This window comes from Halomonas sp. M20, from assembly GCF_020622265.1.
Lineage (GTDB): Bacteria > Pseudomonadota > Gammaproteobacteria > Pseudomonadales > Halomonadaceae > Modicisalibacter.
On the sequence record NZ_JACNMQ010000007.1, the window covers coordinates 96,075 to 113,497 of the forward strand.

The 17,423-nt window shown below is 59.3% G+C and carries 16 protein-coding genes; 5 read left to right on the forward strand and 11 right to left on the reverse strand.

What is annotated here, in order from left to right; genetic code table 11:
* Window positions 1-16: 16 nt before the first annotated feature.
* On the reverse strand, window positions 17-598 hold the full coding sequence (gene yihA / locus H7850_RS15955) for a ribosome biogenesis GTP-binding protein YihA/YsxC (protein WP_227370525.1): 582 nt from the start codon (window positions 596-598) through the stop codon (window positions 17-19).
* Between the two features lie 293 nt (window positions 599-891).
* Between yihA and H7850_RS15960 the strand changes: the two genes are divergently transcribed.
* The 5 genes from H7850_RS15960 to H7850_RS15980 all read left to right on the forward strand — a co-directional run bounded on the left by H7850_RS15960 (window position 892) and on the right by H7850_RS15980 (window position 5,214).
* Entirely contained in the window at window positions 892-1,500 is a 609-nt protein-coding gene (locus H7850_RS15960; protein ID WP_227370472.1) for a c-type cytochrome, read from the forward strand.
* A gap of 160 nt (window positions 1,501-1,660) precedes the next feature.
* Window positions 1,661-2,311, forward strand: a complete 651-nt coding sequence (locus tag H7850_RS15965; RefSeq protein WP_227370473.1) for a thiol:disulfide interchange protein DsbA/DsbL — start codon at window positions 1,661-1,663, stop codon at window positions 2,309-2,311.
* A gap of 4 nt (window positions 2,312-2,315) precedes the next feature.
* Window positions 2,316-3,122 carry an endonuclease/exonuclease/phosphatase family protein gene (locus H7850_RS15970; protein WP_227370474.1) on the forward strand — a complete coding sequence of 269 codons (807 nt, stop codon included), beginning with the start codon at window positions 2,316-2,318 and terminating at the stop codon, window positions 3,120-3,122.
* Between the two features lie 137 nt (window positions 3,123-3,259).
* A complete protein-coding gene (locus H7850_RS15975) occupies window positions 3,260-3,811 on the forward strand; it encodes a TRAP transporter small permease subunit (protein ID WP_227370475.1) in 552 nt (183 codons plus the stop codon).
* Entirely contained in the window at window positions 3,811-5,214 is a 1,404-nt protein-coding gene (locus H7850_RS15980) for a TRAP transporter large permease (protein WP_227370476.1), read from the forward strand. The genes H7850_RS15975 and H7850_RS15980 overlap by 1 nt, the downstream gene beginning before the upstream one ends.
* 162 nt (window positions 5,215-5,376) lie before the next feature.
* On the opposite strand, the gene nuoN is transcribed toward H7850_RS15980, so the two are convergent.
* The 10 genes from nuoN to nuoE all read right to left on the reverse strand — a co-directional run bounded on the left by nuoN (window position 5,377) and on the right by nuoE (window position 17,421).
* A complete protein-coding gene (gene nuoN, locus H7850_RS15985; protein WP_227370477.1) occupies window positions 5,377-6,825 on the reverse strand; it encodes an NADH-quinone oxidoreductase subunit NuoN in 1,449 nt (482 codons plus the stop codon).
* On the reverse strand, window positions 6,822-8,366 hold the full coding sequence (gene nuoM / locus H7850_RS15990; protein WP_227370478.1) for an NADH-quinone oxidoreductase subunit M: 1,545 nt from the start codon (window positions 8,364-8,366) through the stop codon (window positions 6,822-6,824). The genes nuoN and nuoM overlap by 4 nt, the downstream gene beginning before the upstream one ends.
* 72 nt (window positions 8,367-8,438) lie before the next feature.
* Window positions 8,439-10,304, reverse strand: a complete 1,866-nt coding sequence (nuoL, locus tag H7850_RS15995; protein ID WP_227370479.1) for an NADH-quinone oxidoreductase subunit L — start codon at window positions 10,302-10,304, stop codon at window positions 8,439-8,441.
* Window positions 10,304-10,612: an NADH-quinone oxidoreductase subunit NuoK gene (gene nuoK / locus H7850_RS16000; RefSeq protein WP_227370480.1), complete on the reverse strand. Its 309-nt coding sequence runs from the start codon at window positions 10,610-10,612 to the stop codon at window positions 10,304-10,306. The genes nuoL and nuoK overlap by 1 nt, the downstream gene beginning before the upstream one ends.
* Window positions 10,609-11,154, reverse strand: a complete 546-nt coding sequence (gene nuoJ / locus H7850_RS16005) for an NADH-quinone oxidoreductase subunit J (protein WP_227370481.1) — start codon at window positions 11,152-11,154, stop codon at window positions 10,609-10,611. The genes nuoK and nuoJ overlap by 4 nt, the downstream gene beginning before the upstream one ends.
* A gap of 27 nt (window positions 11,155-11,181) precedes the next feature.
* Entirely contained in the window at window positions 11,182-11,721 is a 540-nt protein-coding gene (nuoI, locus tag H7850_RS16010; protein ID WP_227370482.1) for an NADH-quinone oxidoreductase subunit NuoI, read from the reverse strand.
* A 15-nt stretch (window positions 11,722-11,736) separates the two neighbouring features.
* Window positions 11,737-12,717 carry an NADH-quinone oxidoreductase subunit NuoH gene (nuoH, locus tag H7850_RS16015; protein WP_227370483.1) on the reverse strand — a complete coding sequence of 327 codons (981 nt, stop codon included), beginning with the start codon at window positions 12,715-12,717 and terminating at the stop codon, window positions 11,737-11,739.
* A complete protein-coding gene (gene nuoG / locus H7850_RS16020) occupies window positions 12,714-15,506 on the reverse strand; it encodes an NADH-quinone oxidoreductase subunit NuoG (RefSeq protein ID WP_227370484.1) in 2,793 nt (930 codons plus the stop codon). The genes nuoH and nuoG overlap by 4 nt, the downstream gene beginning before the upstream one ends.
* A gap of 23 nt (window positions 15,507-15,529) precedes the next feature.
* Window positions 15,530-16,900, reverse strand: a complete 1,371-nt coding sequence (gene nuoF, locus H7850_RS16025) for an NADH-quinone oxidoreductase subunit NuoF (RefSeq protein ID WP_227370485.1) — start codon at window positions 16,898-16,900, stop codon at window positions 15,530-15,532.
* Complete coding sequence (nuoE, locus tag H7850_RS16030) at window positions 16,897-17,421, reverse strand: NADH-quinone oxidoreductase subunit NuoE (protein ID WP_227370486.1); 525 nt, start codon at window positions 17,419-17,421, stop codon at window positions 16,897-16,899. Before nuoE ends, nuoF begins: the two co-directional genes overlap by 4 nt.
* Window positions 17,422-17,423: the final 2 nt, after the last annotated feature.

Here is a 17,423-nt window from a genome sequence, read left to right on the forward strand (position 1 = left end):
CGCTTGGCTCGCGATTTCAATTCTCCTGGGGAGAAAGCCAGTCATCCAGACGTGCCTGGGCTTCTTCGACGCCTTGGCGCTTCAGCGCCGAAAACAGCTGCACACTGACCAGATCTTCCCACTCCTGCAGACGCTTACGAACCTGCAGCAGGCTGTTCTTGGCCGCCCCAGGCTTGAGCTTGTCCGCCTTGGTCAACAGAATATGGACTGCCATGTCCTTGTCGTCCGCCCAACCCAGCATCATTTCATCGAATTCGCTGAGCGGATGACGCACATCCATGACCAGCACCAGCCCCTGCAGCGACGCCCGCCGCTGCAGATACTCGGCCAGGTGGCGTTGCCATTCGAGCTTGACCTTCTCGGGCACCTTGGCGAAACCATAGCCGGGTAGATCGACCAAGCGCCGGGACTCATCGTCGCCAAAAGCGAAGAAATTGATGAGCTGCGTGCGCCCCGGAGTCTTGGAGGTTCGCGCCAGCGCTTTTTGTTGCGTCAATGTGTTTATGGCACTGGATTTTCCCGCATTGGAGCGCCCCGCAAAAGCAACTTCCAGGCCTTGATCCGCAGGGCACATTGCCAGCGTCGGCGCGCTGATCATGAAGCGGGCGGTGTTATAGTGAAGACGGGTCACGACGAATCTCGTTATGGCTAGAATGGTGGAACACCCGGCCGGCTCAAGGTGCGGCATTATGGCCACGTTTCCGCGGCCAAAGGGATTCGATATACTACTCCGATAATACATTTCGCGTCGGCTCGATCCAGTGCAAGAAAATCGCCATGGTTGACGAGGGCCTTGCACAGCAGCGACAGCGCACCGGCCGGCAGCATGGTACCAGGCTCGAAAGTCGGATACTGACATCGGTTACAACGAAACGGCATAGTGAAATAGCGATGAGACAGATACTGGTAAGTTTGGCACTGATCATGGGGTTCTCGACGTTGGCACAAGCGGCTGTCGAGGGCGATCCTGCCGCTGGCAAGGAAAAGGCACAGGTCTGCGCGGCCTGTCACGGCCAGCAAGGCAATAGCGCTGCACCCACGTTTCCTAACATTGCAGGGCAGCAGCCTGCTTACATGGTGAAGCAGATTACCGAAATTCGAGACGGCGTGCGCCCGGTGCCTGAAATGGCAGGGATCGTGGCCAATCTCGATGAACAGGATATTGCCGATCTGTCCGCCTTCTATGCCAACCAAGAACTCAATCTTGGTCAGGCCGATCCGGCGCTCGTCGACCGAGGCAAAAGCCTTTACAAGTCTGGCGATCTTGCCAAGGGTATTCCTGCCTGCATGGCCTGTCACATGCCCACGGGTGTAGGCGTCGATTCAGCAAAATTCCCGGCGCTTTCGGGGCAGCATCCTGAATATACTGCCTCCACGCTTCAGGATTACGCCAAAGGCGAACGTAGCAACGATCCCAATGCCATCATGCGCAATATTGCGTCCAAGATGAGCGATGCGGATATGGAAGCCGTGGCCAGCTATGTCAACGGCCTGCATTGATAACCCGATATTCAGGATAGAAGGCGGCTTCGGCCGCCTTTTTTCATTTTCCGGCACGACTTTAATCGCCTAATATGGTCTGACTCTCTAGGGTGCGAACGTCACTCGCGCCTTGTTTTCTCGAATCGAATCTACCCTATTTTTTCAGGAGCTCTGACAAATGTTGAAACAGTGGATGGCCGTTGTTGCTGGACTGAGTCTCTCGACGCTGGCGCTAGCAGCGCCGGTAGCGGGAGAGGATTACATGGTGTTGGACACACCTGTCGAAACCGGTGTGGAAAACGGTCAAATCGAGGTTACCGAAGTGTTCTGGTATGGCTGCCCCCATTGCTACGATCTGGAAGAACCACTCAACACCTGGGTTGAGGATCTATCGGAAGATGTAGTTTTCGAACGTTTGCCAGCCACCATGGGCGAGACCTGGGTTCGTCATGCGGCAGCCTTTTTCGCCGCAAAGCAGCTGGGCATTCTCGATCAGGTACATGAAGATTTCTTCGACGCCATTCATCAGGATGGCAAGAAATTGATCGATGAGGATGATATTGCGGCTTTCTACAGCGACTACGGTGTCACTGAAGAAGACGCCAAGAAGGCCCTGAACTCATTCGGGGTGAAAAGCCAGATCAACCAGGCCCATGCCAAGATGCGTGGCTATCAGCTGATGGGCGTTCCGGCGCTGGTGGTCGAGGGTCGCTACGTCATCACGCCGAGCAGCGCGGGCAGCCTCGAGAACATGCCGCAAATTGCCAGCGCACTCATCGATCAGGAGCGCAACGAACGGTCCGACTCGGAACAAGCACAAGGGGAATGAGTTTGTGACCCAGGCCTTGGCAACGAGTAATGAGCAGGGTTTCACGCTGCGTTTACTGACGTTCAATCTTCAGGTCGGCATTCAAACGTCGGCCTATCATCACTATCTGACCCGCAGCTGGCAGCATCTTCTGCCCAATCCCAAGCGACGCGGTCGTCTGGACATCATGGCCCGGGTGCTGGGGGATTTCGACATCGTCGGATTGCAGGAGATCGATGGCGGCAGCTTTCGCTCGAGCAATGTCAATCAGCTTGAATATCTGGCGCAACGCGCCGAGTTTCCTTATCACTATCAACAACTCAACCGCAATCTAGGCCGAGTCGCTCAGCACAGCAACGGCTTACTGTCCCGCATGCAGCCCCAGTCCATTCAGGAGCATCGCCTGCCCGGTGCACCAGGACGCGGTGCGATTCATGCCCGCTATGGCAACGGGCCCGAGGCGCTGCATGTCTTCGTTGCTCATCTGGCATTGAGCCGCCGCGGACGCACTCGTCAGCTCGATTATCTCAGTGAACTGATCGAACCCTTGAAACATGTGGTGGTCATGGGAGATCTCAACTGTACGCCGGATCAACTGACCACCCATTCCCGCTTCTGCCTGTCGCTGCCGCTGCATCCTGTACGCCCCTTGCCAAGCTACCCTGCCTGGCAGCCGCGCCGCGCCCTGGATCATATCCTGTTGTCCCCTAGCCTGACTGCGGACGACCCCCAGGCGCTGGATCAGCTTTTTTCCGATCATCTGCCCTTGTCCGTGAACATTCATCTGCCGGCCGCATGCTATCAGGCGGTTTATCTTCCGCCGCTGTATTGAGTACCCGTACCGATGAAAATGAATAATCACGTTGCTCGTGTGGTTCCGGGTTCGCTTGCGTCGATGACATATACCCGTGGTACTCACCTCGTCTACCATCACCGATAGGATCTTCATAGCTTTAAGAGGACTTTGTGATGCGCGCTTCCTTGCCTCCGCCACTGGCGTGGATTGATGCCCTTATCGAGCGATTGGGCAAGGCGTTGACCTGGCTGGTACTGATCATGATGCTGACCGAGTTTTCGATCGTAGTGCTGCGCTACCTGTTCAACGTCAGCAACACACCGATGCAGGAATCCGTGATGTATCTGCACGCGACGGTTTTCCTGCTGGCGGCGGGGTATACCTTGAAACACGATGGGCATGTGCGCGTCGATATCTTCTATCGCAGCATGTCGATGAAGAAAAAAGCCTGGGTCGATCTTATGGGCACAGTGTTTCTGCTACTGCCGGTCATGATCTTCGTGGTGATGGCAAGCCTTGGCTATGTGGAAAAATCCTGGCGTATTCTCGAAGGCTCGCCGGAATCCGGTGGTCTGCCGGGTGTCTTCCTGCTCAAGACGCTGATTCCTGTCTTCGCCATACTGATGATCCTGCAAGGGCTGGTCGAAATCACACGCAATCTTTTGATTATTCGGGGGCATACACCCTTGGAGGATGATCACGACCATCCCGAGGAGTATGTGTAATGCTGGAGCTCATGCCCCTCGCGCTATTTGCGGTGATCTGTTTGGTGTTGATGACCGGCTACCCGGTCGCATTGTCTCTGGCAGGTACCGCGCTGGCCTTCGCCGGGCTAGGAGTGGGCCTGCAATCACTAGGCATTGACGCTCATTTCGACGGTAGCTTCCTGGCGGCCTTTCCCAACCGCCTTTACGGCATCATGACCAATCAAACGCTACTAGCCGTGCCCCTGTTCGTTCTGATGGGCGTACTGCTGGAGAAATCCAAGGTCGCCGAGATCCTGCTCGATGCCATGGCTCTGCTGTTTGGCTCACTGCGAGGGGGATTGGGTATTTCGGTAACCCTGGTCGGCATGCTGTTGGCCGCGTCCACTGGCATCGTCGGCGCCACGGTGGTCACCATGGGACTGCTGTCGCTGCCCACCATGTTGAAGCGCGGCTACAGCATGTCCCTGGCCACCGGCACCATCTGCGCCACGGGAACGCTGGGGCAGATCATTCCACCCTCCATTGCCTTGGTACTGCTGGGCGATGTGCTGTCCTCGGCTTATCAGCAGGCGCAACTGAGCATGGGTATCTTCAGTCCCAAGACGGTGTCGGTGGGCGATCTCTTCATGGGCGCCCTGGTACCGGGTCTGATACTGGTGACGCTCTACATCGCCTATGTGGCTATCATCGCCTGGCTCAAGCCCGAGATTGCCCCGCCAGCGAATCGTGACGAACTGATGAACGAACTCGGCCATAAAAGCGGCCTGGGAACCTTGCTGCTCAAGGGGCTGATACCCCCCATCCTTCTCATCGTTGCCGTGCTGGGCTCCATACTGGGCGGCTTCGCCACCCCCACGGAAGCCTCGGCGGTAGGAGCGTTCGGCGCACTGATACTGGCCCTAGCCTATCGTAAGCTGGATTTTGCCACCCTCAAGGACGCACTGACCTCCACGACTCGTGTCACCAGCATGGTGTTCCTGATCCTGATTGGCGCGGCGCTGTTTTCCCTGGTGTTTCGCGCCTACGGCGGGGAGGAATTGATCCAGGAACTGTTCGATCACATGCCCGGGGGCGTGGTGGGGGCGACGCTTATCGTGATGCTGGTCATCTTCCTGCTCGGCTTCATTCTCGACTTCATCGAGATCACCTTCGTGGTGGTACCCATCATCGGCCCGATTCTGTTAGCCATGGGGCTCGATCCGATCTGGCTGGGCATCATGATCGCCATCAACCTGCAGACCTCGTTTCTGACTCCACCGTTTGGCTTCGCCCTGTTTTATCTACGCGGCGTGGCACCCGCCTCGGTGCCCACCACCGCCATCTACCGTGGCGTCATTCCCTTCATTCTGTTGCAGCTTGCCATGCTGTTGGCCCTGGCCTTCTTCCCGGGGCTTGCCACCTGGCTACCGAACAATTTCTAAATGCATGAAATTGTCGAGAAGCAAGTCATTCATAAGGGGATGTTTACAAAAGTCACGAGCGACGAACAGGCACGGCGAAATCAGTCGAAAAAAGGACCGGGCTGGCGCACCAGACTGATTTCAACGCAGCATGGTCGAGCGCAGTAATTTGTAAACACCCTCTTAGCCTATCCGGGTGGCGGCCAGTAGTTTCACCCACTCCACCATCGGCGCAGGATACAAACCAAGCACCACCATCAGTAGCGCCAACCCCAGCAACACCACACCACCGGCGCGCATGCCCCAGTTATGAGGCGCGTCTCGACGCTGCATGCCGGCTTCCGTCAGAAACAGCGTGACCATCACCCGCAGATAGTAGTAAAGACCGATCGCACTACCCAGAATGATGCCGCCTACCAGCCACCAGCGCTGGGCCTCGACACCGAGAGCGATGATATAGAACTTGCCGATGAATCCGGCAGTTGAGGGAATCCCTGCCAGGGACAGCATGCTCACGGTCAATACGGCGGTCAGATAGGGGCGACGCCAGAACAGGCCACGATAGTGATGCAGTGCCGAGGCATCCGTCCCGCCATAAGGACTGGAAATGAGCGTGACGATGCCGAAGGCGGCCAGGACGGTTACCACATAGGTAAGCAGGTAGACGCCGGCAGTCTCCAGCGCCAGGCCGTCGCTGACCACCAGTGTCACCATTAGATAGCCGAAATGGGCGATGGATGAGTAAGCCAGCAAACGCTTGAGGTCGGACTGGGTCAAGGCCAGCAGATTGCCGACGATCATGGTCAATAGCGCCAGTACCGTCAGGGTCTCGTTGAGCCATTCGCCCTGGAAAGCCGGCGTGGTCATGACCAGACGCAACAGCACGACGAAGGCGGCCACCTTGCTCGCCGACGCCAGGAAAATCGACGCGGGCCCTGGCCCTCCTTCATATACATCCGGTGCCCAGAGATGAAACGGCACGATGGATAGCTTGAAACCAAGCCCTACCAGCATCATGCCAGCGCCCGCCAGGGCCCAGATATCAGCGTTGTTCGCCAGACCCGCCGTCAGGCCCGGCAGATCCAGTCGCCCACTCTGGGCGTACAGAAGCGCCATACCGAAGAGCAGGAATGCGGTTGCGGCGGCAGAGAGGATCAGATACTTGATTCCCGCCTCCAGAGATCGGCGCTCGTGAAAGGCATAGGCCAACATGCCGTACAACGGCATGGAAAGAAGTTCCAGGCCGAAGAACAGCGTCGCCAGATGCTGACTCGATGCCAGCACCATGGCGCCGGCGACCGAACACAGCAAGAGAAGATAAAACTCTTCGACAGGCCCTTTGTAATGCTCCAGATAAGCATGACCCAGGGTGGTACAGGCCAAGGCCGAGACGAGAATGAGCACCATGGCGAAAACGCTCAAGCCGTCGATGACCAGCAGTGGCGTCTCGATAGGCGTTACTTGCCAGACGATCAATAGCGACACCAGAGCCAGATTGAGCCCCAGAGCGGTGACGATGGTGGTGCCAGTGTGGTGACGACGCCATGCAATGCCCAGCATCACCAGGATGGCCGTCGCGCACACCAGGATCACTGGCAAAAGCGCAACCAGATGAGTCGTCGTCAGCGTCATGAAGCCCCCGTCGGCAGAATAGTGGTGGTAAGCGCCGGATCGGTGAAGAGGCGTTGGATTTCGTGCATGGCGGCACCACTGGTCTCGAGTAGCGGCTGTGGATAAAGACCGAAAAACAGTACCAGCGCTAATATGCCCAGCAACATGACGTACTCACGATGATCGAGCCCTTCCAGCGGCTCATCGCTCTTGGCCGGGCCATAGTGCACGCGTTGCATCAAAAACAGCGAATAGATGGCCGCCAGTACCAGACCGACACTGGCGATGGCGACCACCCAGGGCGCTACCGGGAAGGTACCGAACAACACCATGAACTCGCCGATGAAATTCGCGGTGCCCGGCATCCCCAGGGACGCGGCGACGAAGCATAGAGAAAACCCTGGCAGGCTACCCAAACGACCCCACAGCCCCCCCATCTGGGTCATGTCCCGGGTATGTATCCGTTCGTAGATCTGGCCGCTCATGATGAATAAGCCCGCCGCGGAGAAAGCGTGGGCCACCATCAACACTACCACGCCCTGCAATGCCAGTTGCGTGCCTGCATAGATACCGATCAGCACGAACCCCATATGGGAAATACTGGTATAGGCGATCAGGCGCTTAATGTCCTGCTGACCACAGGCCAGCAAGGCACCGTAGAAGATACCCACCACCCCGAGCGCCATGGCGACCGGGGCGAAGGCCTGAGATGCCTCGGGGAACAGCGGCAACGTGAAGCGCAGCATGCCGTAGGCGGCAGTCTTGAGCAGAATACCCGCCAGATCGACACTGCCCGCGGTAGGCGCCTGGGCATGGGCATCCGGCAGCCACCCGTGTAGCGGCACCACCGGCAGCTTGACCGCGAAGGCGATGAAAAAGCCCAGCATCAGCCACATGGCCAGCTCATCGGAAACCGGCGCATTGCGCAGCTCATCGTAGCTGAAGGAGTAGACCCCGGTCGCCGCATGATGAGCAAACGCCAGCCCGAGAATCGCAACCAGCATCAACAGACCGCTGGCCTGGGTATAGATGAAAAACTTGGTAGCCGCGCCGATGCGAGTCTTGCCCTGGGTGCCGCTATGACCCCAGAGCGCGATCAGGAAGTACATCGGTACCAGCATCAGTTCCCAGAAGAAGAAGAATAGGAACAGATCGATGGCCAGGAACACTCCCACGACGCCGCCAAGAATCCACAGCAGATTGAGATGGAAGAAGCCGACGCGCCCGATGATCTCTTTCCAGGAGCACACCACCGCAAGAACGCCAAGAAAACCGGTCAGTGCAATCAGGATCAGCGACAGGCCATCCAGGGCCAGATGAATCTCGATGCCGAACCGGGGAATCCAGGGCGCGCGAAACTCCAGAGCCCACTGGGATGCTTGCGCACCGGCGATTTCCGGCAACTGGAAGTCACCGCTCCACCACAGCCATAGAGTCAGCAAGAGCTCGAGCCCCATGGTGCCCAGTGCGATCCAACGGGGCGGCGTGTCGCCTATGCGTTCGGCTTGCCAACACAATAGCCCGCCGATGAAGGGAATCAGGATCAGCCACACCAGCATCATAAGCGTCGTGTCCCTTGTTCGTGTAGTCTCAACTCACTTCCTTGCAGGTTTCGCATCACTCTATTTTATCCTTCAAGGCACCAGCGCCAACGCCAGCAAGATCAGCGTCGCCCCGGCGACCATCGAAGTGGCATAAAAGCGCAGCTTGCCGGTCTGGGTTCTTGAAAGCCCCTGGTGCAGCAACCAGGCAAGCTTGGCAAACAGGCTGCAGGTTCTATCGATGATGTCACTGCGCAGGAACCTGACCAGGCCGCGATAGGGCTTCACCAGCACTCGATCATAAAGGTCGTCGACGCCCCAGGCGTGATTCCAGAAGGTCCATAGCCAGGCACCCCAGCCGCTCGACGTATGCTTGGCAAGCCAACCCCGACGGCGTAAATATAGCCAGGCACCAACGGCAATACCCGCGATCACAACGCCTGCCGCAGCGAGTTCGAGTATCAGATGCCAGAATTCTTCGCCCTCCGCCGGGGCCGGTAATACGTTTTCCAACGGTGGGTTAATCCAGGCACCAAGAAAGGTCGAGAGCAGTGCCAGCACGATCAGCGGCACCCCGTGCACGAGGCCGCGCCCCGCCTCGGCATTACGGGCGTTATCGCTCTTCGGCTTGCCATGGAAGGTGAGGATGATCAAGCGCACGGTATAAAGTGAGGTCAGGAAGGCACCGATCATGCCCGCCAGTAGAAGGCCGCCGTGTCCGGTCGCCAGCTCCTGCCAGAGTATCTCGTCCTTGCTGTAGAAGCCGGCGGATACCAGCGGCAGTGCTGCAAGTGCCGAGCCGCCGACGATGAAACCGGCATAGGCCAAGGGCAGCTGTCGCCATAAGCCTCCCAGGCGGCGCATGTCCTGCTCATGGTGACAGCTGACGATCACTGCCCCGGCGGACAGGAACAGCAGCGCCTTGAAGAAGGCATGGGTCATGAGATGAAAGATTGCTGCATCGAAGGCGCCGGCGCCCAGGGCCAGGAACATGTAGCCGATCTGGCTCATGGTGGAATAGGCCAGTACACGCTTGATATCGGTTTGGGCGAGGGCGGCAAAACCGGCCATCAACAGCGTCAAGGCACCGATGATGCCGGTCAACTGGAGCACATCCGGCGCCAGCAGAAACAACCCGTTCATGCGCGCAATGAGATAAACCCCGGCGGTAACCATGGTGGCTGCGTGAATCAATGCCGATACCGGCGTCGGCCCCGCCATGGCGTCCGCCAGCCAGGTATGCAACGGCAGCTGGGCTGACTTGCCCACGGCGCCGCCCAGCATCAGCAGGGCTGCAAGCTCCACCGTCGGATCGCCTTCGGCCCACATTTGCGGCGCGCGGTTCAATATCTCGGCGATATCCAGGGTACCGAGTTCGAAAAACAGCAGGAACATGCCAATCGCCAGAAAGACATCCCCAATGCGGGTAACGACGAATGCCTTGAAGGCGGCCCAGCCGTTCTCGGAGTGCTCGTAGTAATAGCCAATCAGCAGATAGCTGCACAGACCGACCCCTTCCCAGCCGAAGAACAGCAACAGCAGGTTATCCCCCAGCACCAGCAGCACCATGCTGAACACGAACAGATTCATGTAGGCGTAAAAGCGCGTGATGCCCTTCTCGCCTTGCATGTACCAGGCAGCGAACAGATGGATCAGAAAACCCACACCGGTGATGATGCCGAGCATCGTCAAGGAGAGGCCGTCCAGCGCCAGCCCGATGCTTGGCTGAAAATCCCCGACGCTGATCCAGCGCCACAAGGTGACACCGTAGACCTGAGGCTCGGCGATATATTGCCACGCAATCAGCACCGTTACGAGGGCGGACAAGCCCATCGACGTGACGCCTACCGTAGCACTGGCGCGTTCACCCAGGCGGCCATTCGACAGAGACAGGATCAACGTGCCCGCCAGCGGCAACAGAAATGTCAGGGGCAAGAGTAGCGATATCGAAAGATCCATTATCCACGCATCCTGCTGGCCGCATCCGTGTCCAGCGTCTTGAAACGGTGGTTGAGCTGCAGCAGGAGCGCCAGGCCGACGCTGGCTTCCGCTGCCGCCAGGGTGATCACCAGAAGGAACATCGCCTGACCTTCGGGCTGACCCCAGGCGGTACCACCGACGATGAAGGCAAGCCCCGCGGAGTTGAGCATGATTTCAAGGCTCATCAGGATGAAGATCATGTTGCGGCGAAACATCAGCCCTGCCAGACCCAGCGCGAACAGCACAGCCGCCAGCACCAGTCCGTGTTCCATCGGTACTCCGCTCATGAGGGCTCCTTTCTCGCGCCGGTTTCCTTGTCCATCGCCGGCTTCTCCGGTGACGACAATCGCCCTACGTGGGACGCCGTGACCAGGGCCGCCAGCAACAGCATCGCCGCCAGTTCGACGATGAGCAGCCAGGGCCCGAACAGCGTCGTGCCCACTTCCTTGGCGGTCAGTGTATCGCCTTCTATCACCTTGCCGATGTCACCCAGCCACAGGGCGGCGATCAAAGTCAGCAGCAGCACCGCCGCCAGCACCGACGGCCCTAGCCAGGCCTTGGGCGTGAGCCAGGCCTTTTCCTGGGCCACTACCGACTCGCCCAGATTGAGCATCATCACCACGAAGACGAACAGCACCATGATCGCGCCGGCATAGACGATGATCTCGAGCGCCCCCGCAAAGGGAGCGCCGAGTGCAAAAAACACGATGGCCACGGCGATCAACGATACGATCAGGTACAGCAGCGCATGAACCGGATTGGCGTTGGTGATGACTCCAAGCGTCGCCAGCACGGCAACGAGACCACTTAGATAGAAGGCGACTTCCATTTTTGCTTTCCCACTAATGAATCCAACTTATGGCAGAAGCGACGTAACGTTGACCGGCTCTTCCTCGTTCTGCGCTCGTCCCTTGTCCTTGCCTGCGATGGCAAGACCGGCCACCTTGTAGAAGTGGTAGTCATGATCCTTGCCCGGCCCACTGATGAGCAGGTCTTCCTTTTCGTAGACCAGCTCCTGACGCCGATACTCGCCCATTTCGAAATCCGGTGTCAGCTGAATCGCCGAGGTCGGGCATGCCTCTTCGCACATGCCGCAATAAATGCAGCGAGAGAAATTGATGCGAAAGAATTCGGGGTACCAACGACCATCGTCCTTTTCACCCTTCTGAAGTGAAATGCAGGCCACCGGACAGGCCACCGCGCACAGATTACAGGCCACGCAGCGCTCTTCACCGTCCGGGTCCCGGGTCAATACAATGCGACCACGATAGCGCGGCGGCAGGTAGACCTTCTCTTCCGGATAATTGATGGTTTCCCGTTTGCGAAAGGCATGCATGAACACCAAGCCCAACGTTCGAAGCTGCGACCAGGTACCTTTGAACAGCCAGGTTAGCATGTCAGTTCTCCTTGCTTATTCAGGGGTCGTCAACAGGATCACCGCACCGGTAACCATCAGATTGATCAGGGTCAGCGGCAGGCAGACCTTCCAGCCAAAACTCATCACCCGGTCATAGCGCGGCCGGGGCAGCGACGCCCGCACCAGCACGAACAGCACCAGGAAAAACCCGGTCTTGAGCGCGAACCAGACGATCGGCGGCAACAAGGGGCCGTGCCAGCCACCGAAGAACAGGGTCACGGTCAACGCCGATACCAGCACCATGCCAACATATTCGCCGATGAAGAACATGCCGAACTTCATGCTCGAATATTCCACGTGATAGCCATCCGCCAACTCTTGTTCTGCCTCGGGCTGGTCGAAGGGATGACGATGCACCACCGCGAAACCGGCGATGATGAAATTACAGAAGCCTAGAAATTGAGGAATGACGAACCAGAGTCCTTCCTGAGCGTTGACGATCTCGCGCAAGTTGAAGGAGCCAGCCATCGCCACCACCCCCATCAAGGCCAGGCCCATGAACACCTCGTAGGAAATCGTCTGGGCCGAAGAGCGCATGGCGCCGAGCAGGGCATACTTGTTACCGCTGGACCATCCGCCCAGCAGTACTGAGTAGACGTTGATGCCGCCCATGGCAAGGAAGAACAGCAGGCCAATGTTCCAGTCCGCGACGTGCAAGGCCGGCGTGAAAGGAATGACAATAAAGGACAGCAGCAAGGACGCCATGGCGATGGCCGGCGCCAGCATGAACAAGGTACGATCGGCGAAGGGTGGTACCCAATCCTCTTTGAAGAAGATCTTGAGCATATCGGCGATCAGCTGCAGCGAGCCAAAGGGGCCTACCCGATTGGGTCCATAGCGATCCTGCCACAGCCCTAGCAGGCGCCGCTCCACCACAGTCATCACCGCGCCAAGCAGCACCGCCCCCAGCAAAATGCCCAAGGCCTGGGCCATGGCCACGAAGACCGCAACGACTTGGGGCGTCAGCCAGCTCATGGGCGATCCCCCGGGCGATCCGGCTGCGCGTCGCCTTGCGGCTGACGGCTGCTCTCATCCCCCTGATGCTGCTGTTCTCTGGATACACGCACCCAGTCACCGCCATGCAGTGCGCTACTCACTCCCATCGGCACTCCCAGCACCCCGGCCGGTAGCGCTGCATCGAGATGCAAGGGTAGAACGAGTCGGCCAGTCGATGCTTCCACCGCGAGAGCGTCGCCTTCGCCCACATTCAGTCGCTGGGCGTCGTCTGCGGAGAGCGTCAGCATTGCCGGCGTCGTACGCTCGATGATCGGCTCGGCCCGGGAGGAGGTTTCATCACCGCCAAACAGACGCGGTAGACACACCACTTGCCACTCGTTGTCACGAGCACGGAATCCCTGGGGAATCTCTCTCGCATAATCGTAGTGACCGGGCCGTGAATGCAGCAGCCGTGCCCCTGGGTCGCCGGCGCGTAGATGGCCTCCCACCTCGTCGGTGAACTTGTTCCAGGCTTGGGGCGAGTTCCAGCCGGGGGCCCAGGCAAAGGCCACCTCCTTGCGCGGCCGATCGAAGCCGTTGTAGCCCTCCATGGAGAAGGTGAAAGGCGTATCCGGGTCCTGGGGTACGCGGGGCTCGCTGACGCACAGGTTGGCGCGCATGGCGGTGCGTCCGCTGTAGCGATGAGGCTCCCGGGCCAGCTTGAGCCCCTGCACACGATAATCCGCATCCCGAGACGCCTCGACGATACCCGCCAGCGCTGGATGCCGCCGGGCACAGGCTTCCGTCACATCATCCAGCGTGATGTTTGCGGATTCGTAGCGATTGAGGCTCGCCTTCAAGGTGTACAGCCAGCGCCAGCTCTCGTGAATACGGGTTTCAGGGCGGATATAGCGCGGATCGAACACCTGAAAGAAGCGTTGCGCTCGCCCCTCGAAATTGACCAGGGTGCCATCTGCCTCGGCGAAGCTCGAGGCCGGCAACCCTAGGTGGGCATGCACCCAGGTCGGCGTGCGCTGATGATCGAGGACGATGACGCTCTCGGCACCTTCCAGCGCCGCATCGACTTGGGCCTGAGGCAGACGCTGATAGAGATCGTTTTCGAGCACCACCACGGCGTCGGCATTCTTTGCCATCAGTTCGTCCAGCGCCCATTCCAGGGAGTGACCACCCAACAGCGCCAGGCCGGTACTATTGGCTTCACTGCGAATCAAGGTCAACCCGCCACGACTGGCGCGACGCGCCAGGGCCCGAGCGATGTTGCCCGCCGCCTCCAGAATGGCCAGCGATCCCAGTGAGCCACCGCTGATGACCAGCGGACGCTGAGCCGCCATCAAGGCTTTCGCGATGCGCTGGGCTTCACTGCCCAGGGCCTCGTCGAGATTGTCGACGGTCGGCGCCGAATCATCGATAGCGTGGGCCACCGCAAAACCGAGCCGAGCGATGTCGTCCACTGCCAGGGCCCAGCTCGACTGACTGATCTGATCGAGCCCGGTACGGGTCGGATAGGCGATGAACAATGGATGACGCTCGTCCTGGCCCAGAGTCTTGACGGCTTCGGCATTCCAGGCCGGAATGCTACGTGCCTCGGCCAGCTCGTCACGGCGTCCAAGCACTGCCTGACGCACCGACAACCCGACTCGGGCAGCGCTCTGAATCAGGTCTTCGCCCAGTACCAGTACCGCGTCATGCTCTTCGATATCCCGCAGTGTCGGCGTGGATAATCCCGACTCGCAATTGAGTCGGGTCATGGTTTTCAGGCAGGCCTGTTCGTTGGCCACGATACCCGTCGAGAAATTATCTTCACCCACCAGTTCGCGCAGCTGATGGTTACTCTCGAGACTTGCCCGAGGCGAACCGATACCGATGACACGGCGGGCACTGCGCAAGAGATCGCCCCCCCGATCCAGAGCGGCATCCACATCCAGGGTAACACTCTCATCCGCCCGATCGCTGCGCCATTCCGGCACCCGCGGGCGATCCTTGCGATTGACATAGCCATAGCCAAAGCGCCCGCGATCGCACAGGAAATAGCGGTTGAGCTCACCGTGATAACGGTTCTCGATACGTCGGATATCGCCGTAGCGCTCTCCGGGGCTGATATTGCAGCCCACGGAACATTGATGACAGATACTTGGCGCGAACTGCAGGTCCCACTTGCGGGTGTAATGCTCCGAATGGGTCCGGTCGGTGAATACACCGGTGGGACACACCTCGGTCAAATTGCCGGAAAACGGGCTCTCCAGCACGCCTTCCTGATAGCGCCCAAAATAGATGTTGTCGTTGGCACCGAAGGCACCCAGATCCTCGCCGCCGGCGTAATCCTCGTAAAAACGCACGCAGCGATAGCAGGTGATGCAGCGATTCATCTCGTGGCCGATAAAAGGGCCCAGATATTGATTGCGATGGGTACGCTTGCGGAAGCGATAACGCCTGCGGTCATGACCGGTCATGACGGTCATATCCTGCAGATGGCAGTGACCGCCCTCCTCGCACACCGGACAGTCGTGGGGATGGTTGATCATCAGCCATTCGATGACATTCTTGCGAAACGCCTTGGCCTCCTCGTCGTCGATGGAGATCCAGCTGTCATCCGTCGCCGGAGTCATGCAGGACATCACCAGCATGCCCTTGTCGTCATCCTTGTCCTTGTACTGCTTGACCGCGCACTGACGGCAGGCGCCCACGCTGCCCATGGCCGGATGCCAGCAGAAATAGGGCACGTCCAGCCCCAGAGACAGGCAGGCCTGGAGCAGATTGTCCGCCCCGTCGACATCAAACGCCTGGCCGTCTACATGAATCGTTGCCATCTACAGTGCTCCCTGGCTGTTCTTCATACCTCACCTACCGGGATCGGATCTTCATGGGCGGCGTGTCGACGATGTGTGATACCCGCCTCGAACTCATGACGAAAATGCCTGATTGACGACTCCAGCGGCATCGCCGCCCCGGGCGCGTGGGCGCAGAAGGTTCTACCCGGCCCGAGATCCGTGGCCAGACTCTCGAGCAATTCGATATCGCCCTGCTCGCCCTCGCCTCGCTCCAGGGACTGCAAAATCTTCAGCGTCCAGGGCAGGCCATCGCGACACGGCGTGCACCAACCGCAGGATTCTCGGGCAAAAAAGGCTTCGAGATTGCGCGTCAGAGAGACCACGCTCTGATCCTCGGTCACCACGGTCAGAAGGCCGGTGCCCAGGCGACTGCCGTATTCGCCGATGGTGTCGAAGTCCAGCGCCAATTCGAGATGCTCCGGCAGAAGAAAACCGGTACTGCCGCCGCCGGGCAGCCAGGTCTTGAGCCCTCGACCGTCCTTCACGCCCCCCGCCCGATCAAGCAGCTCCGCACCACTGGTACCGATCGGCAATTCCCATAAACCGGTACGATTGACACGACCGGAGACACCGTACAACTTGGTGCCGCCATCGTCGCTCAAGCCACCGGAGAGCTCCTGATACCACTTGGCGCCGTGCTGCATGACCGCCGGCACGTTGCACAGGGTCTCGACGTTGTTGACCACCGTAGGCTTGCCCCAGGCTCCGGATTGACCGGGAAACGGGGGCTTGTTGCGAGGGTTGGCGCGCTTGCCTTCCAGGGAATTGATCAGCGCCGTCTCTTCGCCACAGATGTAGCGGCCAGCGCCGGTATGCAAGGCGATGTCGAAATCGAAACCGCTACCGGCAATGTCCTTGCCCAGCCAGCCCGCGGCTCGGGCTTCATCTATCGCCCGGGCCAAGGCGTTGGCGGCTTCGATATATTCACCACGCAGAAAGATGTAGCCGTAGCAGGAGTTGTTGGCGTAGGCGCCGAGAATCATGCCCTCGATCAGCAGATGGGGCTGCTGCTCGAGCAGCAAGCGGTCCTTGAAGGTGCCCGGCTCCATCTCGTCGGCATTGCAGACGATATAGCCCCGGGGCAGATCGCCGCCCTGCATGGTCAGGCTCCATTTCACCCCGGCGGAGAACCCTGCACCCCCGCGACCGCGCACGTTGGCCTCTTTCATGGTGTCGATCACATCCGAAGACGATAGCTCACCGAGCACCTTCTTGACCGCGGCGTAACCTTCCTTCTCGACGTATTCCTCAAGGCCGATCAGCGCGCCGTCTTCCCGCAGGCGCCAGGTGAGCGGATGGGTCTCGGCGCGGCGTTCGGCGGCACTTTGACGCAATTGGCTGTGATAGCGAAGGGACGCAGGAGATGAGGTCATGAATACTCCTTCAAAAGCTCGGCCACGGCCTCCGGTGGTACGGGGCCAAAGGTATCGTCACCGATCATCATGGCGGGACCGCGATCGCAGGCGCCCAGGCAGCATACCGGCAGCAGGGTGAAGCGGCCGTCTGGGGTGGTCTGGCCAAAATCGATGCCCAGTTCCGCGGTGATGGCCTCGCGCAGCTCATCGAAGCCGGTCAGAAAACAGGAGCTGCTGTCGCAGATCAGGATGACGTGACGCCCCACCGGTTGCCGGAAGATTAGACTGTAGAACGTGGCCACGCCTTCGACGGAAGCGGGCCCTACTCCAAGCACCTCGGCAATGGCGGGAATCGCCCCGTCCGGCACCCAGCCGTGGCGACGCTGAACGATCTTCAGCGCCTCGATGCAGGCCGCCTGGGGCTGCTCGTAATGATCGCGTTCCTCCAGGATGGCGGCGCGATCCTCTTCGTGTAGAACGAAGCCATCGCCGTCGCTGGCGATAGAAGAGTGAATATTGAGAGAAGCATTGTCGTTCATGT

What these genes read in the sequence shown, in the direction of transcription:
- yihA (WP_227370525.1), bottom strand. Translation starts at nt 598, where the DNA reads ATGATCAGCGCGCCGACGCTGGCAATGTGCCCTGCGGATCAAGGCCTG.
- H7850_RS15960 (WP_227370472.1), top strand. Translation starts at nt 892, where the DNA reads ATGAGACAGATACTGGTAAGTTTGGCACTGATCATGGGGTTCTCGACG.
- H7850_RS15965 (WP_227370473.1), top strand. Translation starts at nt 1,661, where the DNA reads ATGTTGAAACAGTGGATGGCCGTTGTTGCTGGACTGAGTCTCTCGACG.
- H7850_RS15975 (WP_227370475.1), top strand. Translation starts at nt 3,260, where the DNA reads ATGCGCGCTTCCTTGCCTCCGCCACTGGCGTGGATTGATGCCCTTATC.
- H7850_RS15980 (WP_227370476.1), top strand. Translation starts at nt 3,811, where the DNA reads ATGCTGGAGCTCATGCCCCTCGCGCTATTTGCGGTGATCTGTTTGGTG.
- nuoN (WP_227370477.1), bottom strand. Translation starts at nt 6,825, where the DNA reads ATGACGCTGACGACGACTCATCTGGTTGCGCTTTTGCCAGTGATCCTG.
- nuoM (WP_227370478.1), bottom strand. Translation starts at nt 8,366, where the DNA reads ATGATGCTGGTGTGGCTGATCCTGATTCCCTTCATCGGCGGGCTATTG.
- nuoL (WP_227370479.1), bottom strand. Translation starts at nt 10,304, where the DNA reads ATGGATCTTTCGATATCGCTACTCTTGCCCCTGACATTTCTGTTGCCG.
- nuoK (WP_227370480.1), bottom strand. Translation starts at nt 10,612, where the DNA reads ATGAGCGGAGTACCGATGGAACACGGACTGGTGCTGGCGGCTGTGCTG.
- nuoJ (WP_227370481.1), bottom strand. Translation starts at nt 11,154, where the DNA reads ATGGAAGTCGCCTTCTATCTAAGTGGTCTCGTTGCCGTGCTGGCGACG.
- nuoI (WP_227370482.1), bottom strand. Translation starts at nt 11,721, where the DNA reads ATGCTAACCTGGCTGTTCAAAGGTACCTGGTCGCAGCTTCGAACGTTG.
- nuoH (WP_227370483.1), bottom strand. Translation starts at nt 12,717, where the DNA reads ATGAGCTGGCTGACGCCCCAAGTCGTTGCGGTCTTCGTGGCCATGGCC.
- nuoG (WP_227370484.1), bottom strand. Translation starts at nt 15,506, where the DNA reads ATGGCAACGATTCATGTAGACGGCCAGGCGTTTGATGTCGACGGGGCG.
- nuoF (WP_227370485.1), bottom strand. Translation starts at nt 16,900, where the DNA reads ATGACCTCATCTCCTGCGTCCCTTCGCTATCACAGCCAATTGCGTCAA.
- nuoE (WP_227370486.1), bottom strand. Translation starts at nt 17,421, where the DNA reads ATGAACGACAATGCTTCTCTCAATATTCACTCTTCTATCGCCAGCGAC.